General features: G+C 42.2%; 32 protein-coding genes and 1 pseudogene. 20 read left to right on the forward strand and 13 right to left on the reverse strand.

What is annotated here, in order from left to right; translation table 11 throughout:
• Positions 1-75: 75 nt before the first annotated feature.
• Positions 76-723, forward strand: coding sequence for a 4'-phosphopantetheinyl transferase superfamily protein (locus tag WAE57_RS09370; RefSeq protein ID WP_337710328.1), 648 nt, complete (start codon positions 76-78; stop codon positions 721-723).
• Between the two features lie 185 nt (positions 724-908).
• On the opposite strand, the gene WAE57_RS09375 is transcribed toward WAE57_RS09370, so the two are convergent.
• Positions 909-1,337 carry a hypothetical protein gene (locus WAE57_RS09375; protein WP_337710329.1) on the reverse strand — a complete coding sequence of 143 codons (429 nt, stop codon included), beginning with the start codon at positions 1,335-1,337 and terminating at the stop codon, positions 909-911.
• Positions 1,338-1,832: 495 nt separating this feature from the next.
• Here WAE57_RS09375 and mazG point away from each other — a divergent pair, with 495 nt between their 5' ends.
• The 9 genes from mazG to yjgA all read left to right on the forward strand — a co-directional run bounded on the left by mazG (position 1,833) and on the right by yjgA (position 8,477).
• The gene (mazG, locus tag WAE57_RS09380; RefSeq protein WP_237788026.1) at positions 1,833-2,594 is read left to right on the forward strand and encodes a nucleoside triphosphate pyrophosphohydrolase; all 762 of its coding nucleotides are present in this window, start codon (positions 1,833-1,835) and stop codon (positions 2,592-2,594) included.
• Positions 2,595-2,605: 11 nt separating this feature from the next.
• A complete protein-coding gene (locus WAE57_RS09385; RefSeq protein ID WP_337710514.1) occupies positions 2,606-3,013 on the forward strand; it encodes a ComEA family DNA-binding protein in 408 nt (135 codons plus the stop codon).
• Positions 3,014-3,148: 135 nt separating this feature from the next.
• Positions 3,149-4,603, forward strand: a complete 1,455-nt coding sequence (pcnB, locus tag WAE57_RS09390) for a polynucleotide adenylyltransferase PcnB (protein ID WP_337710330.1) — start codon at positions 3,149-3,151, stop codon at positions 4,601-4,603.
• Positions 4,603-5,088 (forward strand): 2-amino-4-hydroxy-6-hydroxymethyldihydropteridine diphosphokinase, encoded by a 486-nt coding sequence (folK, locus tag WAE57_RS09395; protein ID WP_237788040.1) that lies wholly within the window; start codon positions 4,603-4,605, stop codon positions 5,086-5,088. Before pcnB ends, folK begins: the two co-directional genes overlap by 1 nt.
• Positions 5,089-5,135: 47 nt before the next feature.
• Positions 5,136-5,945, forward strand: a complete 810-nt coding sequence (gene panB / locus WAE57_RS09400; protein WP_337710331.1) for a 3-methyl-2-oxobutanoate hydroxymethyltransferase — start codon at positions 5,136-5,138, stop codon at positions 5,943-5,945.
• A 2-nt stretch (positions 5,946-5,947) separates the two neighbouring features.
• Entirely contained in the window at positions 5,948-6,793 is an 846-nt protein-coding gene (panC, locus tag WAE57_RS09405; RefSeq protein ID WP_086175843.1) for a pantoate--beta-alanine ligase, read from the forward strand.
• A gap of 27 nt (positions 6,794-6,820) precedes the next feature.
• Positions 6,821-7,672 (forward strand): RNase adapter RapZ, encoded by an 852-nt coding sequence (gene rapZ / locus WAE57_RS09410; RefSeq protein WP_086175842.1) that lies wholly within the window; start codon positions 6,821-6,823, stop codon positions 7,670-7,672.
• A complete protein-coding gene (locus WAE57_RS09415; RefSeq protein WP_086175841.1) occupies positions 7,669-7,938 on the forward strand; it encodes an HPr family phosphocarrier protein in 270 nt (89 codons plus the stop codon). The genes rapZ and WAE57_RS09415 overlap by 4 nt, the downstream gene beginning before the upstream one ends.
• Before the next feature lie 2 nt (positions 7,939-7,940).
• Complete coding sequence (yjgA, locus tag WAE57_RS09420; protein ID WP_086175840.1) at positions 7,941-8,477, forward strand: ribosome biogenesis factor YjgA; 537 nt, start codon at positions 7,941-7,943, stop codon at positions 8,475-8,477.
• A gap of 152 nt (positions 8,478-8,629) precedes the next feature.
• Here yjgA and WAE57_RS09425 read toward each other — a convergent pair whose 3' ends face one another.
• A complete protein-coding gene (locus tag WAE57_RS09425; RefSeq protein ID WP_337710337.1) occupies positions 8,630-10,270 on the reverse strand; it encodes an acyl-CoA synthetase in 1,641 nt (546 codons plus the stop codon).
• Positions 10,271-10,505: 235 nt separating this feature from the next.
• Between WAE57_RS09425 and WAE57_RS09430 the strand changes: the two genes are divergently transcribed.
• The 4 genes and pseudogenes from WAE57_RS09430 to infC all read left to right on the forward strand — a co-directional run bounded on the left by WAE57_RS09430 (position 10,506) and on the right by infC (position 13,914).
• Entirely contained in the window at positions 10,506-10,682 is a 177-nt protein-coding gene (locus WAE57_RS09430) for a hypothetical protein (RefSeq protein WP_337710339.1), read from the forward strand.
• 156 nt (positions 10,683-10,838) lie between these two features.
• A pseudogene (locus WAE57_RS09435) lies at positions 10,839-11,188 on the forward strand (hypothetical protein); the annotation flags it as partial.
• Between the two features lie 246 nt (positions 11,189-11,434).
• Positions 11,435-13,357, forward strand: coding sequence for a threonine--tRNA ligase (gene thrS, locus WAE57_RS09440; RefSeq protein ID WP_086175837.1), 1,923 nt, complete (start codon positions 11,435-11,437; stop codon positions 13,355-13,357).
• A gap of 5 nt (positions 13,358-13,362) precedes the next feature.
• Complete coding sequence (gene infC, locus WAE57_RS09445; protein ID WP_086175836.1) at positions 13,363-13,914, forward strand: translation initiation factor IF-3; 552 nt, start codon at positions 13,363-13,365, stop codon at positions 13,912-13,914.
• A 95-nt stretch (positions 13,915-14,009) separates the two neighbouring features.
• On the opposite strand, the gene WAE57_RS09450 is transcribed toward infC, so the two are convergent.
• Positions 14,010-14,405, reverse strand: a complete 396-nt coding sequence (locus WAE57_RS09450; RefSeq protein WP_337710342.1) for a hypothetical protein — start codon at positions 14,403-14,405, stop codon at positions 14,010-14,012.
• 139 nt (positions 14,406-14,544) lie between these two features.
• Positions 14,545-15,006, reverse strand: coding sequence for an Hsp20 family protein (locus tag WAE57_RS09455; protein ID WP_337710344.1), 462 nt, complete (start codon positions 15,004-15,006; stop codon positions 14,545-14,547).
• A 325-nt stretch (positions 15,007-15,331) separates the two neighbouring features.
• Here WAE57_RS09455 and WAE57_RS09460 point away from each other — a divergent pair, with 325 nt between their 5' ends.
• From WAE57_RS09460 to WAE57_RS09470, 3 genes are all read left to right on the forward strand, one after another.
• A complete protein-coding gene (locus tag WAE57_RS09460; protein ID WP_237788019.1) occupies positions 15,332-15,961 on the forward strand; it encodes a glutathione S-transferase N-terminal domain-containing protein in 630 nt (209 codons plus the stop codon).
• Positions 15,962-16,036: 75 nt separating this feature from the next.
• The gene (locus tag WAE57_RS09465; RefSeq protein ID WP_337710348.1) at positions 16,037-16,321 is read left to right on the forward strand and encodes a hypothetical protein; all 285 of its coding nucleotides are present in this window, start codon (positions 16,037-16,039) and stop codon (positions 16,319-16,321) included.
• A gap of 15 nt (positions 16,322-16,336) precedes the next feature.
• Complete coding sequence (locus WAE57_RS09470; protein ID WP_337710350.1) at positions 16,337-16,762, forward strand: YqaA family protein; 426 nt, start codon at positions 16,337-16,339, stop codon at positions 16,760-16,762.
• A 36-nt stretch (positions 16,763-16,798) separates the two neighbouring features.
• On the opposite strand, the gene WAE57_RS09475 is transcribed toward WAE57_RS09470, so the two are convergent.
• On the reverse strand, positions 16,799-17,539 hold the full coding sequence (locus WAE57_RS09475) for a TonB family protein (RefSeq protein ID WP_337710352.1): 741 nt from the start codon (positions 17,537-17,539) through the stop codon (positions 16,799-16,801).
• Positions 17,540-17,642: 103 nt separating this feature from the next.
• The gene (locus WAE57_RS09480; protein ID WP_337710354.1) at positions 17,643-18,902 is read right to left on the reverse strand and encodes an MFS transporter; all 1,260 of its coding nucleotides are present in this window, start codon (positions 18,900-18,902) and stop codon (positions 17,643-17,645) included.
• Between the two features lie 236 nt (positions 18,903-19,138).
• Here WAE57_RS09480 and rpmI point away from each other — a divergent pair, with 236 nt between their 5' ends.
• Together rpmI and rplT are read left to right on the forward strand one after the other, a co-directional pair.
• Positions 19,139-19,333: a 50S ribosomal protein L35 gene (rpmI, locus tag WAE57_RS09485; RefSeq protein WP_004278281.1), complete on the forward strand. Its 195-nt coding sequence runs from the start codon at positions 19,139-19,141 to the stop codon at positions 19,331-19,333.
• A 12-nt stretch (positions 19,334-19,345) separates the two neighbouring features.
• Positions 19,346-19,705 carry a 50S ribosomal protein L20 gene (gene rplT, locus WAE57_RS09490; protein WP_004867327.1) on the forward strand — a complete coding sequence of 120 codons (360 nt, stop codon included), beginning with the start codon at positions 19,346-19,348 and terminating at the stop codon, positions 19,703-19,705.
• Between the two features lie 124 nt (positions 19,706-19,829).
• Here rplT and WAE57_RS09495 read toward each other — a convergent pair whose 3' ends face one another.
• From WAE57_RS09495 to lgt, 3 genes are all read right to left on the reverse strand, one after another.
• Positions 19,830-20,195, reverse strand: a complete 366-nt coding sequence (locus WAE57_RS09495; protein WP_337710389.1) for a hypothetical protein — start codon at positions 20,193-20,195, stop codon at positions 19,830-19,832.
• Entirely contained in the window at positions 20,195-20,581 is a 387-nt protein-coding gene (locus WAE57_RS09500) for a hypothetical protein (protein WP_237788013.1), read from the reverse strand. The genes WAE57_RS09495 and WAE57_RS09500 overlap by 1 nt, the downstream gene beginning before the upstream one ends.
• 82 nt (positions 20,582-20,663) lie before the next feature.
• On the reverse strand, positions 20,664-21,476 hold the full coding sequence (lgt, locus tag WAE57_RS09505; RefSeq protein WP_337710391.1) for a prolipoprotein diacylglyceryl transferase: 813 nt from the start codon (positions 21,474-21,476) through the stop codon (positions 20,664-20,666).
• Between the two features lie 93 nt (positions 21,477-21,569).
• Between lgt and WAE57_RS09510 the strand changes: the two genes are divergently transcribed.
• Positions 21,570-22,352: an NRDE family protein gene (locus tag WAE57_RS09510; protein ID WP_337710393.1), complete on the forward strand. Its 783-nt coding sequence runs from the start codon at positions 21,570-21,572 to the stop codon at positions 22,350-22,352.
• Between the two features lie 39 nt (positions 22,353-22,391).
• On the opposite strand, the gene WAE57_RS09515 is transcribed toward WAE57_RS09510, so the two are convergent.
• From WAE57_RS09515 to WAE57_RS09530, 4 genes are all read right to left on the reverse strand, one after another.
• The gene (locus WAE57_RS09515) at positions 22,392-24,416 is read right to left on the reverse strand and encodes an alkaline phosphatase PhoX (protein ID WP_337710395.1); all 2,025 of its coding nucleotides are present in this window, start codon (positions 24,414-24,416) and stop codon (positions 22,392-22,394) included.
• A gap of 207 nt (positions 24,417-24,623) precedes the next feature.
• Positions 24,624-25,400: a twin-arginine translocase subunit TatC gene (gene tatC / locus WAE57_RS09520; RefSeq protein ID WP_337710397.1), complete on the reverse strand. Its 777-nt coding sequence runs from the start codon at positions 25,398-25,400 to the stop codon at positions 24,624-24,626.
• Positions 25,397-25,819, reverse strand: coding sequence for a Sec-independent protein translocase protein TatB (tatB, locus tag WAE57_RS09525; RefSeq protein WP_337710400.1), 423 nt, complete (start codon positions 25,817-25,819; stop codon positions 25,397-25,399). The genes tatC and tatB overlap by 4 nt, the downstream gene beginning before the upstream one ends.
• Positions 25,820-25,831: 12 nt before the next feature.
• Positions 25,832-26,050: a Sec-independent protein translocase subunit TatA gene (locus WAE57_RS09530; RefSeq protein ID WP_086175821.1), complete on the reverse strand. Its 219-nt coding sequence runs from the start codon at positions 26,048-26,050 to the stop codon at positions 25,832-25,834.
• Positions 26,051-26,204: the final 154 nt, after the last annotated feature.

Below are 26,204 nucleotides of genomic sequence, written 5' to 3' on the forward strand. Positions count from 1 at the left end.
CTTGAAAAAGCCCAAAGTGATCTTTGGGCTTTTTTCTTTTAAGATGTAACTGTATTTTTGATAGGACGATCTTAAGTGAGTAGATGGATACGGGTAGATGTGAATGCGCTTGAGCGTATAGTGACGCTGTCTAATGAATTAGATCGTAAAGCTAAAATTCAGCTGCAAAAACAGCAAATCTATCATTACCGCAATCAATTACTCACAGAACAGTTACAGACGTCAATTCAGCAAGAGCAGTTGGCAACGACTGAATATGGCAAACCTTATTTAATCAATTTTCCACAATTTTATTTTAATCATAGTCATAGCGAAAAAAATTATGCTTTGGCGACCAGTAGCAATATGCCTGATCTCGGGGTGGATATTGAAGACTTGGATCGCAAGGTCAGATTTGAAGCCTTGGCGAATCATGCCTTTCATCCTCATGAATTAACATACTGGAATGAATTGGAGCAGGATTCAAATTATTGGTTTAAAGTCTGGACCACCAAAGAAGCGGTATTAAAAGCTGCCGGACTGGGAGTGCGGTTAAACTTAAATGAGCTGGATACCCATGTTCACCCGCTGCATGATGGGGGATTGTGCAGTCATCCTTTAATTGGAACCTTTGCCTATCAAAACTTTCATTTGGGCAAGGTCATGCTCACGGTTGCCTGGCGATCTGAAGCCTCCTGTAAGGGGTTTGCTTTTCCTGAAATAAAAATCTTTTTGTCATCTTAAAATATGTTTTTTTGTATAACGGAATGAAAAATAAGATATTAAGAATAAAAAATTAATCTGAATAAATGGCAGATCAAAAATATAAAAAATTTAAAACAAAAAAACGAGTTAGGCATATCACTCGTTTTTAATGGATAAATAGTTAAGATACGACTAGAGCGGATCGTTGATGAAAGACGCAAAGATTATTGAAGGCCATCTTCGCTACGATCTACTTCAATTCGATATAATTTCGTTCCATTATTTGCATAAAGTAAGCGACCTGCACCAGGATAATAGGTTTCGATACGGAATTGATCTTTAGAAAAAGCACCTGCAACGGGTATCCAAGCTTTGGCAGTTTGATAGCTTCTTTGGTCTGTTGAAGCACCCACTAGATCTTCTACCTGACGTTGCGACATCCCAATTTTTAACTGGGAAAATTTAGAATTTTTATAATCTCCTACAATTTCACCCGTATAACTGCCTTCGACAGAAACCTCTTTGTTGGCATTGCCATTCGGTGCCGAATTTATTGGGTTATTCTGAAAAGTATTTTTATCGGATGAATGTGGCATAGTTGTGCATGCCATTAAACTTAAGCTGCTGATTAAAATAAGAAGAGAATTTTTCATTATTATTGCCTTATTGAAAAGGGGGATAAAGATAATTCTAGTCAAAATAAGGCAATGCCCATAGGTGTTTTTTAAGTAAAGTTTTACCAATTGTTATGGGTAAATGGTTCTTCACTATTCTGCTCCAATCCTTGCACTTTGAGGCTGTTTCTAAAGTAGATGAAAGAATAGAGGTTCTATTTTTCTGTTTTGCTGCGTCTTACTTGCTTTACACCTAAAGCAGATTCATTTTTTACCACTTTATTCCAGACTTTCGCTAAATCCCGTAGAGCAAATGAATCTGCTGAATAAGAAGTTCAATCTAGCTGTCCATTAATAATAGATATGGAAGAAAGTCTAATACCTTGTACAGCGCCACTAATCCCTATACTGTGCAACTGATTTTCCTTTCAATTTAGTTTTGCTGTGCTGCATTTTTTACGAATTTAAGTTCAGCATCATCAGGATTGATAATGAAAATGGTTGTGTGTCTGAAATGATGGGAGTGAGAACAACATGGATCAATTATTGGCAGTAATGCGAGAGCTACGTGAAAAATGTCCATGGGATCAGCAGCAAACACCGCAAAGCCTGACCCGATATGCCATAGAAGAAGCCTATGAAGTCGAAGCAGCGGTACGGCAGGGCAAGCCAGAGGAAGTACGCGATGAGCTCGGAGATTTGCTTCTGCAAGTGGTGTTTCAGGCACAAATGTACAGCGAACAAGGCGCTTTTGATTTCAATGATGTGGTGAATGCCATTACCGAGAAGTTGATTCGCCGCCATCCTCATGTATTTCAGATAGAGCAATATTCACAATTGAGTGCGGAAGATGTATCGATACTTTGGCAGAAAATTAAACAACAGGAAAAACAGGGCAAAGCACAATCACGTTTAGATGAAATAAAACATGGACCTGCAATTCAGCAAGCACATGAAATTCAAAAAAATGCTGCGAAAATTGGTTTTGATTTTGCCGATGTGGCAGGTGCTTATGGCAAACTGAATGAGGAATTAGCTGAATTGCAACAAGCCATGCAAAAGCAAAATTCCGACGAAATATTCGACGAATTTGGCGATTGTTTATTTTCATTGATCAATGTTGGACGTAAACTAGGGCTTTCTAGTGAAATGGCACTGTTAAGTACCATTCATAAATTTAGAACACGTTTTGCTTTCATTGAAGATCAGGCTCAACAACAACATAAAAATATTGAAGCCCTGTCTTTAGAAGAAATGGATCGACTTTGGGAGCAGGCGAAAAAACAATTAAAATAATAGGTTTCCCAATGAAAAAAATAATACTTATCCTGAAGGGGATTTCTTATCTTTTTAGTTTGCTGTCTTTATTGAGTATATCTAATAGTTATGCTCAACAGTTTGACCAGCAATATTTAAAATGGAAGGCTGAACAGCAGGCCCACGATGCACGGTTGAAAATACCGCGGGTCTCAACACGAGAGCATTATCTGGCTAAGCCTGCTTTAAACTCCACATCTTCAGCGACAAAGATCAATTTGAATCAGGCCAATGCTGAACAATTACAAGAACTGTCTGGGATAGGTCAGAAGAAAGCAGAAGCAATTATTGCCTATCGGCAAAAAAATGGGAAATTTAAAAATATTGAAGAATTGCAACAGGTCAAGGGGATTGGACCTGCGCTATTTAGCAAGAATAAAGACCGCTTAGCTTTGTAATAGAAGGCAATAGATCCTTAAAATATCAAACAAAATATTGAGCATTGAGATAATCAAATTGCCCTTTGATTGTGTTAGAGATATGATTAGCGTCATCTTAGATATTTTACGTTCAGACGTAGGAGACAGCGTCTTTTGCAAACTTTGCGCGCGTCAAAATGTGGTTTATCAACCGCTCAATTACCTTCTTCCATATTAGATGTTATCGATGCTTTAACCAAGGCTGGCTATGAAGCTTATATCGTCGGTGGTGGTGTCCGTGACTTAATTTTAGGGCTAAATCCTAAAGATTTTGATGCGGTGACCAATGCAACTCCGGCTCAGGTGAAAGAAGTCTTCGGACGACGTTGCCGGATTATCGGACGACGTTTTGAGCTTGCTCATGTCTATGCCGGTCGTGAGCTGATCGAAGTTGCCACTTTCCGTGCACCGCCTAAAAAGGCAGTCACTTCTGCTTCAGGCATGATTTTACGTGACAATAATTGGGGCACGATTGAACAGGATTTTGCCCGCCGCGATTTTTCCATTAACGCGATGTATTACCAGCCGCGTAAAGGTATTGTGCTGGATTTCTGTCATGCCATTGATGATATAAAAAATAAAACCTTACGTTTATTGGGCGATCCAACCTTACGTTTTGAAGAAGATCCGGTACGGATGCTCCGAACTTTGCGGTTCGCTGCAAAATTAAATTTTAGTATTGCGCCTGAAATTTTAGAGATTTTTACCCCTGAAATGACTCAGTTGCTGCGTGATATCTCTCCGCACCGCTTATATGATGAATCACAGAAGTTGTTCACCATGGGGCATTTGAATCGTGTGCTGCCGATGCTGATTGATTTTGATATTTGGCGTCAGCTGTTTGCAGACATCAGCCCGGATATCTCGACCTTTATTGAACGTGCTGCCATTAATACCGATCAGCGTATTCAAATTGGCAAAACCATCAACCCGGCATTCTTTTATGCGGTATTGTTGTGGAAACCGTTCTTAGAGCGTTGCAACTTTTATTTAAGTAAAGGTGTTGTTCCTGCAGAGGCAAGAGCACAAGCTGGTTTGGATGTTTTAAAACGTCAGGCCACCCGTACCATCATTCCACGTTTTGCAGAAACCTTTATTCGTGAAGTGTGGGAAATGCAAACGCGTTTGCTCAATCCGAAGCCGCAACAAATTCAGGCTTTATCCACCCATGCGCGTTTCCGTGCCGGGTTTGACTTTTTGTTGTTGCGTGAGAAATCAGGCGACGACACCACCCAAGGCATGGGCGTGTGGTGGGATGCGTATCAACAGATGACGACGGACGAAAAAGAACGTGCCATTAGTCAATACAACCGTCAACGTGCAAAAAGCCGTCGTAAAACTGCAACAGAAGATGTGGTAGAAACTAAATTGGTGGCTGTTGAGATTGAGCCTTTGGTGAACGAGCCTGAACCGCGTAGCCGCCGTGAACGCAAGAGCCGGGCAAAACCTGAAAGACCAGTTCAGTCTGCTTCGTCAAATGGCTCCGAAATTGGCTACGATCATCCAATTTTAAAACGCAAACGGGTCAAACGTGATTTAAGTCAGGTTGTTTTTGGACCGACACAATGATGACAGTAACCTATATTGGCTTAGGCAGTAACCTGGGTGATTCGCGTCAAATTTTGATCGAAGCAGTGCAGAAGCTGGCGACATTGGGAACAGTGAAAACCTCCAGGTTGTATCAAAGTCCTCCCATGGGACCTCAAGATCAGCCCAATTACTTAAATGCGGCTGTACAGCTCATTACAGACTTGGAACCCCTTGCATTGCTGGATGAATTGCAGCGTTTTGAACAGGAATCAGGTCGAGTTCGACTGCGTCATTGGGGCGAACGGACTTTGGACCTGGATCTGCTCATTTATGGTGAAGAGCAGATTCATAACGCGCGCTTGACTGTGCCGCATGTAGGTGTCATGGATCGTGATTTTGTATTGATGCCATTGCTTGATTTGGATGCAAATTTTCAACTCAAAGGCCAATTATTAAAAGATTTACCGCTATTGCAACATCCGTCGCTTACAGTGCTGGATGAAGGAAATTGGGCAAATATTTAATTTTTTGCATGACCGCTTGAGAAAGTCGTCATAAGAGGAATATCCGGATGATTAGTCTAAGTGACTTAAGAAAATTTAAAGCGCAAGGCCGCAAATTCTCCTGCCTGACTTGCTATGATGCGAGTATGGCGAAAGCAATGGAAATTGCTGAAATTGATACAATTTTGGTTGGTGATTCTTTAGGGATGACCATTCAGGGGTGTGATTCTACTTTACCTGTGACGGTACAGGATATGGCTTATCATACGGCAGCGGTGCGCCGTGGCAACCAGCATGCTTTTATTTTGACTGATTTGCCGTTTATGAGTTATGCCACACTGAATGATGCACTCATCAGTGCCAAACAAGTGATGCAAGCTGGCGCACACATGGTGAAAATAGAAGGTGGTGCATGGCTGGCCGAAACGGTTCAGGTCTTGACCCGCAATGGTATTCCTGTATGCGTACACTTGGGTTTAACCCCACAATCTGTGCATGTCTTTGGCGGCTATAAAGTTCAGGCACGTACCCGTGAAGCTGCCGATCAGCTGATTGCCGACTGTAAGGCAGTGGTGGAAGCCGGTGCTGCGATACTTTTACTGGAATGTGTTCCGGCACAGGTCGGTAAGGAAATTAGTGAGTTGTTTCCACATACGCCTGTGATTGGCATTGGCGCGGGCGCGGATACTGATGGCCAAGTGCTGGTCGTGCAAGATATGCTTGGATTGACCGGTGGCCATGTGGCTAAATTTGTACGTAATTTTATGAAAGAACAAGCAGGGGAAACTGCAATTCTGGATGCTTTTAAAGCCTACCATGCTGCAGTCCAGGATCATTCGTTTCCTGCTAAAGAACAAACTTTTCAAGTTGAGCTGTAAACATGAAAACAGAAACTACCATTCAGGGATTAAGCGCGTCACTGAGTCCAGCTCGATCGGCACGAAAAATTATTGGTTTTGTCCCAACCATGGGTAATTTGCACGAAGGGCATTTAAACCTGGTTCGTGAAGCAAAAAAACTCTGTGATGTTGTGGTAGTCAGCATTTTTGTCAACCCGATTCAATTTGGGCCAAACGAAGACTTTGATAGTTATCCACGTACTTTGGAGCGCGATAGCCATTTGTTGGCCGATGTCGGCTGTGACATTATTTTTGCGCCTAGCGTTGAGCAAATGTATGGCAATAAGCCACGTTTAACCAATATTAGCGTGTCTGATATTACCAATGACTTATGTGGTTTACAGCGTCCTGGTCATTTTGATGGCGTGGCGGTGGTGGTCACTAAACTGTTTAATATTGTGCAGCCAAATTATGCCTTCTTTGGGCAAAAGGACTATCAACAACTGGCAGTGATTCGTCAGTTTGTACGTGACCTGAACATTCCGCTGGAAGTGATTGGTGTGCCAATTACCCGTGCTGAAGATGGTTTGGCACTCAGTTCGCGTAATGGTTATTTGAGTGCAGAACACCGTGCCATTGCCCCGACCATTTACCAAAGTTTAAATGCGGCCGAAAAGCAATTGCACAGTGGTGTTAGTCTTGCGGAAGTGTTAGAAAATATGAAGCAAAAGTTGACACAAGCTGGTTTTATTGTGGATTATGTGGAAGCGCGTACTCCAGAATTACAAAAAATAGAAGCATTTGATCAGGATGTGGTGCTGTTTGTCGCTGCTAAATTAGGTACAACCCGTCTGATTGATAACTTGCAGGTTAAGCATACTGCATAGATTCTTGCTATAAAGGACAGCCTTGCCATGAAGCGTATTTTAATTGTTACAGGACAATCCGGATCTGGAAAGTCATCTGCCCTGCAGGTGCTTGAAGATCTGGGCTATTACTGTATTGATAATTTACCGCTGGCATTGCTGCCGGAAATTGTGGAAAAGCTTGATCGTGACAATAATTTAGAACAACTGGCACTAGGCGTGGATGTACGCAGTACCCGCGCAGATTTACAAGAGTTTGACCATGTTTTTGAACAATTACAGAAATATGGTTCGGTGGATATCATTTATTTGACCACGCAAGATCAGGAACTGATTTCGCGTTTCAGTGCATCGCGGCGTCCGCATCCTTTAGCCAGCCGTTTTAAAAGCCTGACTGAATGTATACAGGAAGAAAAAACCTTATTGCTTCCGATACAGTTGCGTTCAACGGTACATATTGATACCACCGATAAAAGCGTACATGATCTGAAACATACCTTGTTGTCTAAACTTGGACAATCAGATAATCTCATTTTAATTTTACAATCATTTGGTTATAAACACGGTATTCCGCTTGATGCCGATTATGTTTTTGACGTGCGTCATTTGCCTAATCCACATTGGGATCTGGAATTGCGAAAATATTCAGGTTTAGATTTGCCTGTGCAACAGTTTTTGCTGCAAAGTGAACAAACCAATGAAATGTTCCAAGACATTTATCACTTTTTAGATAAGTGGTTGCCTGCATTTGCAGAAGGGCATCGTCACTATATGACGGTATCCATTGGTTGTACCGGCGGGCAGCACCGTTCAGTATATATCGTCGATAGACTCAAAAAAGCCCTTGAGGAAAAATGGTCTATCCAAGTCCTACACAGAGAAATGAAGCACTGGTCATGATTGACACAACTGTTGACGTAATTAATAAACTAGGTTTACATGCGCGTGCGTCTGGAAAGCTAATTGAAGTGACCACCAAATTTCGTTCATCGATTCAAATTGGTAAAGGCAACAAATTAGTAGATGCAAAAAATATTATGTCCTTGCTCATGCTCGGTGCAGGCAAGGGCACAACTTTACGTTTAGTGCTTGAAGGTGCAGATGAAGAACAAGCTTTATCTGAAATTCAGGCACTATTTGCAGCAAAATTTTACGAGGCAGATTAATCGTGGCACGTCGACCGCAACAGCGTTTTACTGAAGATGACTTTGAGTCTTTAGAAGGACGTGCAAGCAAAACCGAACAAAAAAAAGCAGTTCAGCGTATGGCTGCTTTAGGTGAACAACTGGCTGAATTGAGCCTTAAACAGATTCAGAAACTCCCTGTGGAAGAACGTTTAATTGATGCTTTACTTGATGTGCGTAGTATTACTTCAGGTGAGGCACGTCGTCGCCAGTTTCTACGGATTGGTAAATTGTTGCGTAATGAAGATGAGGCAATGATTTTGTCTTATTTAACCCCGCAGCAAGGAGCAAAGAAAACAGCTCAATTACAGCGTTGGGTCGACCGTATGATCGCTCAAGGTGATCCGGTGATTAAAGAATTTATGAAAGCGCATAATGCGGCGGAGCATCATCCTATTCGTCAGCATATTTTGCGTATTCATCGTGATATGGCCAAGCAAGTATCTGAAGAAGAGTTAGCCGCGTCGAAGTTAAAGCTGTTTAACTATATTCAGCAAGTGGCTTTGATTTCAGATAACTGATTTTTTTTGTTTCATGATAGAAATAAAAAAGCGGCTCAATGGAGTCGCTTTTTTATGCCTTAATAATTTTCTCTTTGTATATTCCACATTCTCCTTCCTTCTTGTAGGAGGAAGGTTGGGATGGAGGTTATTGAGATATTATTCAGAAAAAATTAATTAAACTCACCTGTGGCACGTTCTTTGGCCCAGTCACGTAAGATAAATTTTTGCAGTTTTCCGGTAGATGTTTTTGGAATTTCGGTAATCACCAAATCTTTAGGTACTTTAAAGCGTGCTAAGTGTTGTTTGCAGAATTCAATCAGTTCTTCAGCTGTTGCTGTTTTGCCTTGTTTCAGCTCCACAAAGGCACACGGTACTTCCTGCCAGCGTGGATCAGGTTTTGCAACCACGGCTGCGGTAAGCACTGCAGGGTGCTGGTACAGCACTTCTTCTACTTCTAGCGAGGAAATATTTTCACCCCCTGAAATAATCACGTCTTTGGAACGGTCAGTAATTTTGGCATAGCCATCTGGTTGGCAAACTGCTAAATCGCCAGTATGGAACCATCCACCAGCGAAGGCTTCTGCGGTCGCTTCAGGATTTTTCAGATAACCCTTCATCACAATATTGCCACGGAACATAATTTCGCCCATGGTGTGACCATCATGCGGAACTTCTTGCATGGTTTCAGGATCAAGTACTTTCATACCATCTTGTAATGGATATGGAACCCCTTGACGCGAATGCAACTGCGCTTGTTCTTGAATCGACAAATCACTCCAGCCCGCTTGTGATGCACAAAGTGCAGAAGGACCGTAGGTTTCTGTCAGGCCATAGACATGAGTAACATTGATGCCAATATTACGCATACCTTCAATGATCGCTGCTGGAGGTGCTGCACCAGCCACCATCACTTCAACACGGTGTTCAATCTTGGCCTTTTTCTCTTCTGGTGTATTGATCAGCATCGACAGGACAATAGGCGCGCCACAGAAATAATCGATTTTATGTTCAGCAATCAATTTGAAGATCAGTTCAGCATCAACTTTACGCAAGCAAACGTTGGTACCGCCGTTAGCAGCCATGGTCCAAGCAAAACACCAGCCATTACAGTGGAACAGCGGCAGTGTCCATAAATAGGTGGCACGAGGCATCATACCGCAGGCAATGATATTGCTGGCTGCGTTAATGTAGGCACCGCGGTGGTGGTAAACCACACCTTTAGGATTACCCGTAGTTCCAGAAGTGTAACTTAAGCTGATGGCATCCCATTCATCTTGGGGTAAATGCCATTCAAAGTTTACATCGCCTTGCGCAATCCAGTCTTCATATTCAACTTGACCAATACGGTTGTTTTCACCTTCAAACTCTTCATCGGCGACATCAATCACATAGATGTCTTGTGACACCAGTGCCAGTGCTTCTTTAGCGAGCGCAGTAAATTCAGGATCGACCAATAACACTTTGGTTTCAGCATGCTCAAGCATAAATGCAACTGTCTTGGCATCTAGGCGGGTATTCAAGGTGTTGAGTACAGCACCTGCCATAGGAACAGCAAAATGCGCTTCAATCATTGCCGGGACGTTTGGCAGCAGTACAGAAACGGTGTCATTTTTACCGATGCCTAATTTTTGGAGTTGGTTGGCAAACTGACGGCAACGATTGTATTTCTCACGCCAGGTAATACGGCGCTTTCCATGAATAATCGCATCTTGATTTGGATAGATATACGCTGCGCGATCCAGATAGCGTAAAGGTGACAACGCTACAAAATTTGCGGGGGTACGCGGTAATTCATCGTATGCGCTAACCATGTTAAAACTCCGTTATATATATTTATTTTGATATCCTGTTGAAAAAGATATGCATTTCTTGGAAATCTTGCATTTATGCTTTAGTCGAGTACTATTTAGCTGTTTTTAAAACATTGAAAAATAAATAAAATATTTTGCAGTACTACTTTTTTTGAACGCGCGGGTTCCCATGTTTGCTTTTTTAGGTATTTTACTCTAACTGGGCAATTAAAATAGTATCAGCCAAGGAATAATAATGAAAATACAACAGGCAGATAAAGGATGGCACAACTGGTCTGGAAGCCAGCAGGCTGATCCTGAAATTTTTCAACCTCGACAGCTGAATGAACTGCAGCAACTGGTGAAATCGCATGTACAGATTCGTGCAGTAGGCGCCGGGCATTCGTTTAGTGCTTTGGCTAAGACCGGATGAGGTGCTACTTAATATTGATCATTTAAAAGGCATGCTGGCCTTTGATGAAGCAGAAATGCAATGAACAGTGCAAGCGGGCACACGCGCTTGGAGGCTTTAGGCGAATATTTTGCTCCCATCAATCAGGCTCTACTGAATCAGGGGGATATTGACCAGCAAAGTCTGGCTGAACTGCAATGTGCTTTATGGATTGCCACGCCAGTCTTAAAAGTTTTGCGCCATAGCCAATTGCCGGGTCTGGAATTGCTGAATCATTTTCTACATCAATATAAAGCCCTGTTTGTGTACGGTGGCTATTGGCAGGCCGGTTTATTTATCCTGAAAAAAGCAAGCAGCATCGCTTGTATGGCCGCAGTAGCAATCAGGAAATGCTGCTGGTGCCGAAATCCTGTGAGATTGATCGGGATGATTATGTATTTTTAAGACCAACCCAGAGTGAAGCGATTATCCCTCAATTTGCGCAGCTCTATGCCTACGCAGAGGGTAAATTCGAAGCATGGGGATAGCTTTAGAGAATAAAAATGACAGCTGAAATCCTTAATTAGGGGGATGGCAGCACATTGGCAAATAAATTCAAAATGAGCCAAATCGCGAATTTTCTAGGCGAAAAGGTTTAATCCTGTGGATAAGACGTGTAAAATTCTAGGCGATTTTTATTTATCCACCGTTTTTATCTTTTGAGGTTCTGCCTTGATCATAATCTCGCGGTGACATGCCCTATGGTACGGGGCATCACTCCTTAAGGATTTTTTATGCCAATTATCACTTTGCCAAATGGCGATCAAAAACAATTTGATCAAGCCGTATCTGTGATGGACGTTGCGCTTAGCATTGGTCCCGGTCTTGCAAAAAATACAGTTGCTGGTCGTGTAAACGATCGTTTGGTTGATGCGTCTGATCTCATCACCGAAGATGCAAGCTTACAAATTATCACGCCTAAAGATGAAGATGGTGTACACATCATTCGTCACTCTTGTGCACACTTGGTCGGCCATGCGGTTAAGCAATTGTTCCCAGAAGCAAAAATGGTGATTGGTCCAGTCATTGAAGAAGGTTTCTACTATGACATCTGGATGCCACGTCCGTTTACTTTAGACGACATGGCAGCCATCGAAGAGCGTATGAAAAAGCTCATCGATCAGGACTATGATGTCATCAAAAAAATGACACCGCGTGATGAAGTAATTAAAGAATTTACTGCACGTGGCGAAGAATACAAACTCCGCTTGATTGAAGACATGCCTGAAGAAACACAAATGGGCTTGTACTACCATCAAGATTATTTGGATATGTGTCGTGGTCCGCACGTTCCGAATACCAAATTCTTAAAATCGTTCAAGCTGACTAAAATCTCTGGTGCTTACTGGCGCGGTGATGCGAAAAACGAACAGCTGCAACGTATCTACGGTACAGCTTGGGCAGACAAAAAACAGTTAGCAGCTTATATCAAACGTATTGAAGAAGCTGAAAAGCGCGATCACCGTAAAATCGGTAAAGCTTTAGACTTGTTCCATATGCAGGAAGAAGCACCGGGTATGGTGTTCTGGCATCCGAATGGCTGGACCATTTACCAGGTACTTGAACAGTACATGCGTAAAGTTCAGCAAGACAACGGTTACCTTGAAATCCGTACCCCGCAAGTGGTTGATTTCACCCTTTGGGAAAAATCAGGACATGCTGCAAACTATGCAGACAACATGTTTACCACGCATTCTGAAAACCGTAACTATGCGGTTAAACCAATGAACTGTCCTTGTCACGTACAAGTGTTCAACCAAGGTTTAAAATCGTACCGTGATTTACCTGTACGTCTTGCAGAATTTGGTTCATGTCACCGTAACGAGCCATCAGGTTCATTGCACGGGATTATGCGTGTGCGTGGCTTTACCCAAGATGATGCACACATTTTCTGTACCAAAGAACAAATTGGTCAAGAAGTTGCGGACTTCATCAAGTTAACCCTGGATGTCTACAAAGACTTTGGCTTTGAAGAAGTGCAAATGAAATTGTCGACACGTCCAGAAAAACGTGTCGGTGATGATAAACTTTGGGATATGGCAGAAAAATCTTTAGCAGATGCTTTAGATGCTGCAGGTCTTGCATGGGATCTTCAACCGGGTGAAGGTGCATTCTACGGTCCGAAAATTGAATTCTCATTGAAAGACTGCTTAGGCCGTATCTGGCAATGTGGTACTATTCAGTGTGACTTTAACTTGCCTGAGCGTTTGGATGCTTCTTATGTAACAGAAGATAACGACCGTGATCAGCCTGTAATGTTACATCGTGCAATTCTTGGCAGTTTCGAGCGTTTTATTGGTATACTGATTGAACACTACGCAGGCTTTATGCCACCTTGGTTGTCGCCAGTTCAAGCGTGTGTGATGAACATTACCGATTCGCAAGCTGAAGCATGTGAGTCAGTCGTCGCTAAACTTAAAGAAAGCGGTATTCGAGCAATTTCTGACTTGAGAAATGAGAAAATCGGCTTTAAGATTCGTGAACGTACTTTAGAGCGTATTCCTTACTTATTGGTTCTCGGGGACCGTGAAGTTGAGGAAGGTACAGTGAACGTGCGTACCCGCTCAGGAAAAAATTTAGGTACTATGTCAATCGATGCTTTCGTTGACTTAGTAAAAGCAGCCGTAGCCGAACGCGGCCGGTACATTGTGGAGTAACAGCGATTAAACAGCCTGACCGTAATCAACAGGGCGGTAACAAATCAAACCGTCCTGCCTTGAATGATGAAATTCGTGCAAAAGAAGTCCGTCTTGTAGACGAAAATGGCGAGCAAAAAGGTATCGTAAGCTTGGCTGATGCCTTACGTGCGGCAGAAAGCGTTGAGCTTGATCTTGTAGAGATCGTAGCAAATGCTGAGCCACCTGTTTGTAAAATCATGGACTTCAACAAGCATTTGTTTGATCTTAAGCAAAAGCAGAAAGAAGCGAAGAAAAAACAGCATCAAGTACAGGTGAAAGAAATCAAGCTACGCCCTGCGACTGATGTTGGTGATTACAACGTAAAATTACGTGCCATTATCAAGTTCCTTGAAGAAGGCAACAAGGTAAAAATCACTCTACGCTTCCGTGGTCGTGAAATGGCTCACCAACAACTTGGTCTTGCTCAATTGCAAAAAGTTGAAGCAGATGTAGCTGAATTCGGTGTAGTTGAACAAACACCAAAAATGGAAGGTCGTCAAATGGGTATGCTACTTGGACCAAAACGTAAAAAGTAAGCACTCATTGATTAGAAAAGCACTGCAATGGCAGTGCTTTTTTATGGCTGATTTTTGTGAGAAATACTAAAATTCTTATTACCTGGATATGTACTTTATTGCGCCGTACTCTGCTTGCCTGCTTCAACAATGGGAATGTTGGCTTCAGTCGGTACGTAGATGATTTGTTGAATCCGCCCATCGCGCAATGCTTCACCAAAGGCGCCAATGAATTCCTGTTTACGGTATTCAGGATAATCTTTAGCCGCTTCTCCAACCAATTTAATCGCTTCAGCACGAAGCTTGGCGCTTTCCAGTTCTGCTTTAGCGACTTGCACCTGAATCATTTTGGATTGTTCCGCTTCTGCTAGTGCAGCTTGACCGTCCATGCCTTGTTTCCACACTTTATAATGCGGCCAACCGAACAGCAAGAGAAGCACCAATAGCAAGAAAAAGAACAAGGCCATAAATAAGCTGATCGGGTTAAGCGGAAGCTGTCTTGTATAGTTCATGATAGACCTGTTTTATTTAAACTATTGTTTTGAGTTTTTAAGCGCTTTTTAGTCAGTATATGGCAAAGAAAATCCAGCGTGTTTGAGGATTTTAGGATGGTTATAAAAAAGACCCGTTATTGGCGGGTCTTTTTATCTTTTATTTGTCCTTTTCGGGTGAAGCGAGCTGTTCAGTAGCTTTAGCTCCAATTGGAATTTGGCGTGGCAGGGCTTCTTCAGGCACAGAACGTTGTAAGTCTATTTTCAGTAAACCATTTTCATAATCGGCTTGTTGCACCTCTATATGTTCATCCAGACGTAGCGACAGTTTAAAGGAACGGCTGGAAATCCCTTTATGCAGAAACTCGACCGTGCTGTCTGAAGACTCGTCAACGGCTTTACCAGTAATGGTCAATAACTGGTTTTCCAGATTAATCTCGAGCTGATCCTGATTAAATCCGGCAGTGGCAACAACAATACGGTAATTATTATCGCCTGTTTTTTCAATATTATAGTGGGGGTAATTGGGAGTATCGCTTTGCATTGCATAATCGAATAGATCATTGAAGCGATCAAAGCCAATACTTCGACGGAATAGCGGACTAAGACTGAAACTGCTCATTGATAGAACCTCCTGAGGATCACGAAGTTTTTACAAACAGGAAAAAATCCTGTTTGCTATTACATTCACAGTATTTAAAGCAATCATCTGAAAAGATGATTGCCTTATTTTTATATAAGACTGTTTGGCATATTTTCAATCACTGAAATTCATTTTTTAAAGTATGCAGAAATCTGGTCATGCTAAATCAGAATAAGTGTTTAGATTGGTAATTTTGCTTCTAAGCGTCACTAAGGATTTAAGATTTGTCCATAAAAAACATGCTATAAATAAGTACACAGTTCAATAGCGTCATGTAAAACGAAAAAGGCAAAAGGTAGCAAACATGATTGATCTCTATTATTGGGGAACGCCCAATGGTCATAAAATTACAATAGCATTAGAAGAAATGGGTTTGGATTATCAAATTTTTCCCATCAATATTTTAGAAAATGATCAGTTTCAACCTGACTTTTTACGTATTTCTCCTAACAATAAAATTCCAGCGATTGTGGATCAGAATGGTCCGAATGGCGATGCGATTTCCATATTTGAATCGGGCGCCATTTTGCAGTATTTGGGCCGTAAAACCGGGCTGTATTATCCTACCGATGAACAGCAGCGTGTTGAAGTCGAGCAATGGCTGATGTGGCAAATGGGTGGTTTGGGGCCGATGCTGGGGCAGAACCATCATTTCGGTCGTTTTGCAGCTGAAAAAATTCCCTATGCAATTGAACGTTATGTAGCTGAGAGCAAACGTTTATATGGCGTGCTGAATAAGCAGCTGATTGGTCAAAAATATGTGGCTGGGGAATATTCGATTGCCGATATGGCCATTTTACCGTGGATTTTACGCCATGAATGGCAGCAAATTCAGCTTGAAGATTATCCACATGTGAAAGAATATGTAGATCGCCTGACTGCACGTCCAGCTGTGCAGAAAGCATTGTCGATTCGGGTAGACGGGTTAGCATAAATCGCAATTGTGTTAAGATGGCGGTATAGAAAAATAAACCACCCCAGCGGTGGTTTTTTATTGGATCAGCACCTTATGAAAGCATTCTTTTTAAATTCAACCCGTATTCTTGAACGAAATGCCAGAATCTACTGGAGTATCATTTTTGGTATAGCGGCTTGTCTAATCCTTTATATTGCAGAAGCCGTGCACATCCAGAATTTTATGGCAACTTTAAATACGCAGGATCAAAATGCATTATACGCAGCTATCCAGCCTTTGACGCAGCGCTATAGCTATAGCCGTTATCTGGTTCTGGTTCTAGCTTTGCTTTGGACAGTTTATGAATATACCTCAACCAAGAAAAAACTCGGGCTTTAAACCGGTAGCAGCCTGATGCCGGCCTACCTGTTACTTTTTATTTCTGCCTTTGGTGCGGCAACTTTATTACCTTTGCAGTCTGAAGCGGTGCTGCTCACTTTTTTGTTCGAGGGTCAGCATCCGGTGTGGCTGTTAATTGCTGTTGCCAGTCTGGGAAATATTCTGGGATCCTGTGTGAACTGGTGGCTGGGTTTTAAGATTGAACACTACAAAGACAAAAAATGGTTTCCAGTATCAGAGCAGCAAATGTGGAAAGCACAGGCGAAATATCACAAATATGGCTACTGGTCATTATTGCTGAGCTGGGTGCCGATCATTGGTGATCCGATTACCCTGATTGCCGGTTTGCTGAAAGAAAATTTTGCCCGATTTTTAATGATGGTTTCAATTGCTAAAATAGGGCGCTATTTATTTATCTATTTGGCTTTTAGTCTATTTTAAAAGAGAGATACCTGAGTATCTCTCTTTTTATTTTGCTTATTCACAGTGATTTAAGTCGAACTTAATCTCATCTTTAAAGCTGGATTTTTTATACAGCCATAAGGTCTTGGCAGTACGTTGTACAGTAACTTGACTATTTGATACAGCTTGAACGACCTGTTGATCTAAAGCATAAATACCTGAACCCTGTTTCACTTTAACTTTTTTTACATCGCCGTGTTTATTGACATTAAAGGTGAATTTAACGCTACGATTGTGGCCGTTGAGCAATTCAGAATTGATGTCTAGCTGAGGCTGGGTTTGGTATGAAAAAGGTGTTTTTCTGTTCTGCTGTTGAGCCTGCCAATTTTTCGATTCAAAGTGATAAGAACAAATTTCAGCATCATCTTGGCTTAATCTTAAATTAAAGGTTTGATAGCCAATGAGGGGGGTTGCAGTATCGTTTTCCATATGCGGTTTAACATGTGCTTCATGCACGGCATTCATTAACAGGTTATCCAAATGTGCCAATCCGGTACTTTCTTGTACGCTAGCTTTGGTAATACTGCCGGTTTCATCGGCATAAATACGAATAATGGCACTGCGGTTCTGCTCTTTTAAATCTTCATTTTTGTAGTTGGGGCGTGGAAATTTGGTCCACTGAATGCGGGTAGTCAAATGCGCTGGAAGGGCTGCACTTTTCTGAACGGCGAGTTGTTTTGCTGCTTTGGGTGCGGCGCTATAGACAGCACTGAACGGGAGGCTCATGAGTAGAGAAAAACACAGTATTTGTTTCATAAATATTTATTTCTTAATCAAACCAGATCTTGCGGCAGGAGTGGAGTATTGTTAGTGCGAAGTATTTCCTGAATTGGAAATACTCGCAAGTCTAAAAATTCAATTAATGTTCATGATCATGTGCTTTAGTAATATCGACACCAAATAAATCATGGGTTTTTGCCCAGCTCATGGCCACCACCACCATGGTCATGCAGCCACCAAATACGGTTGCCATAATGGTACCCATATATTTTGCGGCCAAACCGGATTCAAAAGCGCCCAGCTCATTGCTGGATGATACAAACATGCCATTTACTGCTGCGACACGACCACGCATATTTTCAGGCGGGTAAATTTGTAGAATGGTTTGTCGGATGACCACGGAAATACTGTCACAGGCACCGGTCATGGCCAAGGCAAACAGCGATAGCCACATATTGTTCGAGAAAGCAAATAGCAAGGTAAACAGTCCAAACCCGGCCACCGCAAGCAGCATATTGCGCCAGGCATTCTGGGTCGGTGGAAATCTGGTTAAGGCAATCATGGTGATGAGTGCACCAATGGAAGGAGCAGCACGCAAATAACCCAAACCCTCAGGCCCGACTTTTAAAATGTCTTCAGCAAAAATCGGCAATAAGGCAATCACGCCGCCAAACAGTACTGAAACCAGATCCAGTGAAATGGCCCAGAGCACAATTTTGGTTTTCCAGATAAAGCGGAAACCATCACCCAAACTTTCCAGTAAATTGTCTGTTTCAATCTTGGGAAAACTGCGCTTTTGCAGCAGGTTAATCAGGATAAAACAGATGGCCAAGAGTACCGCTACCGAAAGTAAACTAGTTTCACGACCTAAAAATGCCAGCATAAAACCGCCGAGCATCGGCCCAATAATCACCCCACTTTGCCAGCCAATCGTGGTCCAGGTTGCACCATTGGCATAGAGCTCACGTGGAATCAGAAAAGGCTTGAGCGATGTTGCAGATGGATTGTAAAAACCGCGAATGGTGCCCAAGCCAAAAATAACAGCATAGATCCCCCAAGACAGGGTATTCACCTGAATTTGACCTAAGCCATAAGCATGAAAAAGCCACCATAAAATCAGAGGCAGAGGTAAGGCAAAAAACAGACAGATTTTCATGATGGTCTGTTTATTAAAGCGGTCGGCAAAATAGCCGCCCCATAATGACAAGGCAATAAACGGAATTGCTTCGGCAAGTCCAATTAAACCCAGCGTCAACGGATCTTTGGTAATCTGATACAGCGAATAGGCGACAATAATTTCTTGAATTAAAATAGCGAGGGTGAGGCAGAACTGGTTGATCGTCACAATGGAAAAGTCACGATAACGCAGGGCTGCAAAAGCATCCTGTGCAGGGTTCATAGGAGTCCAGTATTCTTATGTTGTGATAATTATAATGCCGAATAGTTGATTTATTAATAAAAACATCCCGTTTTGGATAGTGAAAATAAGTCTAAGTGAACTCGATGATCGGTGCGCTATTTTCAGCATATGTGCTTTTGTTTTAAGCAAAGATGCTTTAGAATACTGGCTCCCTTACCTGCAGGTCGTTTTGTAATGGTGCAAACGAGCCGAACAGGTGTTCAAAAGAGGTTGTTATGCCTAAGATGAAAACTCGCCGTGGTGCAGCTAAACGCTTTAAAGCGACTGCTAACGGTTTTAAGCGTAAACAAGCGTTCAAACGCCACATTTTGACCAAAAAATCTGCTAAGCGTATTCGTCAATTACGCGGCTGTGTAATGGTTCACGTCAGTGACGTTGCTTCAGTTCGCCGTATGTGCCCATACATCTAAGGAGATTTATAAATGGCTCGTGTAAAACGTGGTGTACAGGCTCATCGCCGTCATAAAAAAATTCTTGCTCGTGCTAAAGGTTACTATGGCGCTCGCTCACGCGTTTACCGCGTTGCGTTCCAAGCAGTAATCAAAGCAGGTCAATACGCTTATCGTGACCGTCGTCAAAAGAAACGTCAATTCCGCGCTTTGTGGATTGCACGTATCAATGCCGGTGCTCGTCAAAATGGTTTGTCGTACAGCCGTATGATCGATGGCTTGAAAAAAGCTCAAGTGATCATCGACCGTCGCGTACTTGCTGACATCGCTATGCATGACGCAGTTGCATTTGCTGCTTTAGCTGAAAAAGCTAAAGGCGCATTAGCTGCATAAGTCTTTTAAGACTTAAAAAAAGACCGCTTTTTAGCGGTCTTTTTTATTTTCGGCTTTAAAAATATCCCTTATTCATTCAGGGTTATTTTGAGGGCTAAATATAGGACGGTTCGCTCAGTTCATTTTAATCAAATCTGCGTTTGGGAAAGCCCGATAATAAAAATAAACCAATCGCAGCAAAGCCAATCGCCTGAATGGCAAGCATCAGTTTATGCTGTGCTGGCAGTACTGAAATCAAGCTGATTAAAGCCATTAGCGGCATGATCAAAATAAGAATTGCAAAACCTTTTTTATAGGGATTATCTACAGCAATTTTTAAGTTTAAAGCCCTTAATCCATGTACGGCCATACCAATCCCCACACTGATCCCGGTAAATACAGCTGAAAGTTGCTGTACCGTAGAGCAGAGATAAATGATCACACAAGTTGCAATGCAAACCATCAGTTTTAGTTGATAGCTACATTTGTCTGAATACCAGAACTCCAGCATTATTTTTGCTCATCTAAAGAATCATTTTTATTCAGTAAAGATAAAGGCGAAAACAGACAAATGGCCAATGCCATAAAACCAATGCCTTGAGCACCCGGAATGAGAATTTCTCCGTTCTGCATATGCATGAAAATCAGCGCAAGTAATAGGGCAATTGGAATCCAGACCAATAGCCGGTAGAACAGGCCGGTCGGATTTTTTGCAGCAAAATGAATTTTACAATAACGGCAAATTAGAAAAATAATCCCTGTTCCCAGAAACATCAGAATCGCATCCGGTTTTAAAGGTTCCATCCAGTACAGCACGCCTGTTGCAATAGCAATGACCACAAAGATTAGCAATTTACGGAGGATGGAAACTTTAGGATTAAACCAAAATTCAAGCATATTGTTCCGATAGATAAATGAGAGCTAATGGCACTTTAGCAAAAACGGCAATAAAAAAGCGAGGCTTTTGCCTCGCTAGAAATTAAGAATTTTTATTTGGGCCCCAATCATAGATTTTCTTCTGATAGGCATACCACATCATCCAGAGGCCAATCAAAATCATAGGTACGGTCAGGAATTGACCTTTACTCATCCAGCCAATAAACAGCTGGCCATTATCGGGTTCACGGAAAAATTCCACCACAAAACGAGCAATACCGTAACCGATCAGGAACAGGGCTGACACAGCCATACGTGGACGCGGCTTGGAGCTGAACCACCACAGCACAATAAACAGGATTAAACCTTCACCCAGTGCCTGATAAAGCTGTGAGGGATGACGCACCAACTGCAATGGATCAGTAGGAAAGATCATGCCTAAGGCAAAGTTCGGATCAGAAACCGGACGACCATAAAGTTCACCACCAATAAAGTTGCCAATACGACCGAACATTAGGCCCGTCGGAACGCAGGGTGCAATGAAGTCCAAAGTCTGGAACCAGGTTTTCTGATATTTTTTGCACCAGAACAGCATGGCGATCATGACACCCAGAAATCCGCCATGGAAGCTCATGCCACCTGTCCAGACCTGGAATAGCCATAGCGGATTGGCCAGGAACTGTTCAAAGCCATAAAAGAACACATAACCTACACGGCCACCCACCACCACACCTAAAGCGCCATAGAAAATCAGGTCTGAAACCATCTCGGGTGTCCAGCCATCACGCTGTTTGGTTCTATAAGTCGCCAGTCCCCAGGCAAATAAAAATGCCAGTAAATACATCAGTCCATACCAGTGGACTTGTAATGGTCCCAGCGATACCGCAACCGGGTCTATATTCGGATAGCTCAGCATTCCTGTTCCTTGTCATTATGTTTTGCACAGATTTTAGCTGAAACCAAGGAAAAATGTTGTACATTCAATGTGTAAAGATAAAGAGCATGAATTATGTGTATTGTAGCTTTAGCTTGGCAGGTTCTGGATGATACGCCGCTGTGTCTGATTTCCAATCGGGATGAGTTTTATCAGCGGCCGAGTTCGGCATTACATTACTGGGAAAACAGCCCGATTATTGCCGGAAAAGACCTGCAGTCAGGTGGCACATGGATGGGAATTACTGCATCAGGTCGCTGGGCAGTCGTGACCAATTTTAGAGACGCGACTGATAAAAAGCAGTATCCAACTTCACGTGGTCATTTGATTCAGGCCTTTTTAGAATCTGATTTAACCTCGATTCGTTTTGCTCAAGACCTGGAAAAACGGCAATGTGATTATGCCGGTTTTAACCTATTTGTCGGTGATCAGCATCAGGCGGTTTATATGAGTAATAGAGGTGAAGCACCTCAGGTGTTAGCCAAAGGCGTGTATGTGGTATCGAATGGTTTAATGACGGAGCATTGGGAAAAGACCAAACATCTGCGTAAGCGTTTTACCCAGGAATTTTTACCGATGCTCCAGCAGTCCGGAACTCCTGAGGCCGATCTGGAATTTGCAGTGTGGGACATTCTGGAAGATGAGCGGAAAATTATTCCCGAGCTTTTGCCACAAACCGGCATTAGTTTAGAGATGGAAGAATTGCTCTCTTCCACCTTTATTCAAAGTCCGGTGTATGGTACGCGCTGTTCCAATTTTTTAAGGTTGCAAAATGATGCGTGGCTGTGGCAGGAAAAATCCCAGCAGGGGGAAACTCAGGGCAATATTATCCAGATGCATTTACCTTTACATAAATAAAAAAATGCCGACACGAGGTCGGCATTTTTAGAAGGCAGTTTATTTACTTGGTGTTGCTTTCTTTTGCATTGATGGAGCGATTGGGTCAGCCGTAATATAACCTACCGCCGCAGCGAACTTTTTGTTGTAGTTTGCATCAATTGCAGTGTCAATTTGCGTCAGTAAATCTGCGCTTAAGCCGCTACGTGCACCAGTTGTAGCATCGATTTTATAGAAACGATTCCATTCATCACCTGGGTGCTGGAAGTTACTCATGATGTAGGTCCAGCCATTCACTTCATCTACGGCATGCAAACCTGTGGACTCTGCGCCGGCTGGCGTAGACAAGATACGATCCAAGGTGTTCGTATCCACATTGTAAGCCCACAAGAAGTTATTCAAATGGTTGCCCGAATCTTCACCGATAAACAAAGTGCGTAGTTTTTCCGAGAACTTCAAGTTATCTGGACTGGCAATTTGTTCTGGATCAGCTGTGTTACCCAAGTTGTCAAAGTTAATATCTTTGCCCATCAATAACATATGGCTTTGCGCAGGCACCCATTCACTTTTAATGAGTGTAGCATTGCTGTCAACTTGGCTGCTTTTAAGATCATGAGCAAGTACACCACCTGCTTTCAATGCTTTTGCAAATTTAACATTATGTGCAGCAACATAACCTTTACCTGTGACAACCATCGAGTCTTGGATATTGGCAAGGGCAGAGTAAGCCACTTTATCCTTGATATTTACCGTTGTGCCTTCCATTTTGGTAAATGCCATGCTCGCACCCATCAGTGCCGCATAACGATGGGTTTCCAGGAAAGCGGCTGCTTTTTCCATACCTGGTTTGAGTTTGACCCAAAGCTTTTTCTTCGCCAATGTGATTTCAGTATAGCTCGCATCATTTGGATTTACGTTTAAGCTTTCCATGATATCTGTTGGTTGAATATTTTGAACATTGACCAAATCTTCAATTTCTTTGCTGGTTGCAGAACCAAGCTTAATCCACTCAATACGTGCTGTAGAGGTTTCATTTAATTCATCTTTGTATTTAGCAGCGTAGAGTGTTCCCGCAGAGAGGTCTTTCTCTTTATCTGCAATAAACATAAAGAAACCGCCATTGGTATAGTCATCACCCATGATGACGGTTTTATTGTCAGGCATGACTTGAACCAGTTCATGTGAAATACGACCTAAACAATAATGTTTCTTGATGCTACCTGTGCCATCTAAGTTCACGATCACTTCGGGTAAATGACCATAGTTATATGGTTTGACTTTACTCATATCATTATTAAAGAAGTATTTTCCAAATCCGGCTGGATCTGCACCGCCAATGCCTTGGTTGAAAGCATCAGGTTCATATTCTTCACTGGAAAGATGGGTATTCCACGGAGAAAGACTGGCACCACAGGTAATCCATAAACCGTGCACAGGTGCAGTATTCACATTGAAATACTTTTTAAGTTCTAAATGACCGGTCTTTTGATCCTGATCTAGAGTCAAAATGGCAATTGGAGAAGGCAATTGACCGTAGGTGTCTGCACCTGACTGGTCTTTTGAATTATATTCAAACTGAACCACATGGAATACGGGAGTCGTCACACCCTCGACTTTGGCACCGTCTAAATGAATGAGTGATGAACCATCCGGAGCATCAGAAAAGAACTGACGTTCTTGTCCTACGACGGATTTATCCATAATCGGGTTGCCATTCACATCAAAATAGCCGCCGGCAACAATTGTTCCGCCACCATGTTTGGGTACAGTTTGACCCGTAACAAAGAAGGGTTTATATGCAAGCTGATATTCTGTATTTGTTGCATCATCCCAAGTAATTTGTAGTTTTGATTTGACCGATGTCGTCGCCATGTCAGAAACTGTGCTTGGTGCAGTCATTGGGGTAAATTTAGCACTTTTAAAATTGACTGGTTTTGTCGGTGGAATAGTGATGGCGTCTGAATCACTATTATTACACCCCGTTAATGCTGCTGTTGTGGCCATTGCCCCAAGCGGTAAAAAAGGAATTCCAGAAAACCATTTTAAAAGATCGCGACGAGTTGGCTGATGAGAAGTGGTTGTCATATTCAATCCGTAAAGTGTAATTAAGTTATTGTTTAGTTGGTTATCATGAGCGATTGTATAAACGGGTAATGACAGTTTTTTTACACTTTTTGGTCAATTTAAAGACAATTTGTTTTATTTAAAAATAATAAAATCAATATTTTAATATATATAAATAAAAACTCAAAACTTGCGTTTCAGGTTTGGAGCCGGGTAAAAGTAGTCTGATTACGGTTTGAATGCGTGGCGTTTTTCTAACATCTTTCCAAAAAATAATCCTATTTCAAATAATAACCACATGGGAATGGCAAGCATCACCATGGAAAGAGCATCAGGTGGAGTCACAAACATGGCGACAAAGAAACAGCCCACCACAATAAAGCGCCGCTTTTCTGCCAGACTTTGCGTGCTGACCACACCAATCAGAATCAGGACTAAAGTGACAATCGGAATTTCAAAGGTCAATCCAAACACCAAAAACAGTTTTAAACAAAAACTTAAATAACTGTTGATGTCGGTCATTGGTGCAACGCTCTCCGGCGATACACTGATAAAGAAATGCAAAATTGCCGGTAGGGTAATGAAGTAGGCGAAAGCTATGCCTAAGTAAAACAAAGAAATACTGCCAGCTAAAAGTGGAATGGCTAAGTGACGCTCTTTTTCATACAGGGCAGGGCGTACAAATGACCATAAGAAGTAGATGATCACCGGCATCGCCAACATCAGAGCCACGAATAGATTCAGCTTAAACGGTGCCATAAAGGTCGCGGTAACATCGGTGGCAATCATGGTTGAATTGACAGGCAATTGCTGTCTGAGTGGTTCCGACAAAAGCTGATAAGTATAATTGCGAAATGGCAATAAACAGAAAAACAGCAGCAGGGTAATAGCAACGATTTTAAATAGATACTGGCGTAGAACGATTAAATGCTGCATCACAGGCATTTGTTCCAGATTCTCAGTCTCTGATTTGACTACAGTGGCAGGCAATTGACTTGGGCTCATACGGCAATCTTCAATGTAGAGGGGAGATAAGAGCGCGAAACCTTGACTGCATCAGTGCCATATAACTGAACAAAATTCGCTGAAAAGGGTGTCAAACGACACGGACTTCGCCATGTGTAAAGCTGTGGAGATGGCGCTTGAGTCTTTTGTGGTTGTGTTGACTGAGTCAAATGATCCAGCTGCTTTTGCAAGCGCTGTTCTATTTCTGTCATGCGATCAATTTCTTTTTGGATTTCTTCACGAAAATCTGAAAGCTTGAGTTCCCGATCGACTTCAGTTTGAACACTCTGAATGAAACGTTTGGCTTTGCCATACCATTTCGCCGCAAAGCGCGCAGCTTCAGGAAGCTTTTCTGGACCGAGTACCAGCAATGCAATAATGGCAAAGCACAGCAGTTCTGTCATACCTACATTCAGCATGGCACGGTACTCTTAGCTTTTCACTGAATTTTCAGGATTTTTCACCTGTGCCTCAATGGTACGGGGTTCATTTAATCTAGATGGAATAGCTTCATCATCTTTAATGGATTTTTTAAAATCTTTGACTGCACCACCGACATCTTTACCTAGGTTTTTCAGTTTGGAGGTGCCAAACAATAAAATCACCACAATTGCAAAAATGACTACGTGCCAAATTGATAATCCTGCCATGTTCTTTACTCTTTTTTTATTTAGCTCTATCTGAACATTTGGCCATGACAGCAATGTGACTGAAAAATTTCAGTTTCAAGACAATCATGAATGGAGATGGAATCAGAAAAATAAGCAGACCCGGTCATGCTATTTATAGGATTGTGCTAGGATT

The sequence above is a fragment of the Acinetobacter sp. NS-4 genome, assembly GCF_037402435.1.
Taxonomy (GTDB): Bacteria; Pseudomonadota; Gammaproteobacteria; order Pseudomonadales; family Moraxellaceae; genus Acinetobacter.

Bases quoted from the DNA above. Each gene is read 5' to 3' on its own strand.
- WAE57_RS09375 (WP_337710329.1), bottom strand. From the start codon at position 1,337: ATGAAAAATTCTCTTCTTATTTTAATCAGCAGCTTAAGTTTAATGGCA.
- mazG (WP_237788026.1), top strand. From the start codon at position 1,833: ATGGATCAATTATTGGCAGTAATGCGAGAGCTACGTGAAAAATGTCCA.
- WAE57_RS09385 (WP_337710514.1), top strand. From the start codon at position 2,606: ATGAAAAAAATAATACTTATCCTGAAGGGGATTTCTTATCTTTTTAGT.
- folK (WP_237788040.1), top strand. From the start codon at position 4,603: ATGACAGTAACCTATATTGGCTTAGGCAGTAACCTGGGTGATTCGCGT.
- panB (WP_337710331.1), top strand. From the start codon at position 5,136: ATGATTAGTCTAAGTGACTTAAGAAAATTTAAAGCGCAAGGCCGCAAA.
- panC (WP_086175843.1), top strand. From the start codon at position 5,948: ATGAAAACAGAAACTACCATTCAGGGATTAAGCGCGTCACTGAGTCCA.
- rapZ (WP_086175842.1), top strand. From the start codon at position 6,821: ATGAAGCGTATTTTAATTGTTACAGGACAATCCGGATCTGGAAAGTCA.
- WAE57_RS09415 (WP_086175841.1), top strand. From the start codon at position 7,669: ATGATTGACACAACTGTTGACGTAATTAATAAACTAGGTTTACATGCG.
- WAE57_RS09425 (WP_337710337.1), bottom strand. From the start codon at position 10,270: ATGGTTAGCGCATACGATGAATTACCGCGTACCCCCGCAAATTTTGTA.
- WAE57_RS09430 (WP_337710339.1), top strand. From the start codon at position 10,506: ATGAAAATACAACAGGCAGATAAAGGATGGCACAACTGGTCTGGAAGC.
- thrS (WP_086175837.1), top strand. From the start codon at position 11,435: ATGCCAATTATCACTTTGCCAAATGGCGATCAAAAACAATTTGATCAA.
- WAE57_RS09450 (WP_337710342.1), bottom strand. From the start codon at position 14,405: ATGAACTATACAAGACAGCTTCCGCTTAACCCGATCAGCTTATTTATG.
- WAE57_RS09455 (WP_337710344.1), bottom strand. From the start codon at position 15,006: ATGAGCAGTTTCAGTCTTAGTCCGCTATTCCGTCGAAGTATTGGCTTT.
- WAE57_RS09460 (WP_237788019.1), top strand. From the start codon at position 15,332: ATGATTGATCTCTATTATTGGGGAACGCCCAATGGTCATAAAATTACA.
- WAE57_RS09465 (WP_337710348.1), top strand. From the start codon at position 16,037: ATGAAAGCATTCTTTTTAAATTCAACCCGTATTCTTGAACGAAATGCC.
- WAE57_RS09470 (WP_337710350.1), top strand. From the start codon at position 16,337: ATGCCGGCCTACCTGTTACTTTTTATTTCTGCCTTTGGTGCGGCAACT.
- WAE57_RS09475 (WP_337710352.1), bottom strand. From the start codon at position 17,539: ATGAAACAAATACTGTGTTTTTCTCTACTCATGAGCCTCCCGTTCAGT.
- WAE57_RS09480 (WP_337710354.1), bottom strand. From the start codon at position 18,902: ATGAACCCTGCACAGGATGCTTTTGCAGCCCTGCGTTATCGTGACTTT.
- rpmI (WP_004278281.1), top strand. From the start codon at position 19,139: ATGCCTAAGATGAAAACTCGCCGTGGTGCAGCTAAACGCTTTAAAGCG.
- rplT (WP_004867327.1), top strand. From the start codon at position 19,346: ATGGCTCGTGTAAAACGTGGTGTACAGGCTCATCGCCGTCATAAAAAA.
- WAE57_RS09495 (WP_337710389.1), bottom strand. From the start codon at position 20,195: ATGCTGGAGTTCTGGTATTCAGACAAATGTAGCTATCAACTAAAACTG.
- WAE57_RS09500 (WP_237788013.1), bottom strand. From the start codon at position 20,581: ATGCTTGAATTTTGGTTTAATCCTAAAGTTTCCATCCTCCGTAAATTG.
- lgt (WP_337710391.1), bottom strand. From the start codon at position 21,476: ATGCTGAGCTATCCGAATATAGACCCGGTTGCGGTATCGCTGGGACCA.
- WAE57_RS09510 (WP_337710393.1), top strand. From the start codon at position 21,570: ATGTGTATTGTAGCTTTAGCTTGGCAGGTTCTGGATGATACGCCGCTG.
- WAE57_RS09515 (WP_337710395.1), bottom strand. From the start codon at position 24,416: ATGACAACCACTTCTCATCAGCCAACTCGTCGCGATCTTTTAAAATGG.
- tatC (WP_337710397.1), bottom strand. From the start codon at position 25,400: ATGAGCCCAAGTCAATTGCCTGCCACTGTAGTCAAATCAGAGACTGAG.
- tatB (WP_337710400.1), bottom strand. From the start codon at position 25,819: ATGCTGAATGTAGGTATGACAGAACTGCTGTGCTTTGCCATTATTGCA.
- WAE57_RS09530 (WP_086175821.1), bottom strand. From the start codon at position 26,050: ATGGCAGGATTATCAATTTGGCACGTAGTCATTTTTGCAATTGTGGTG.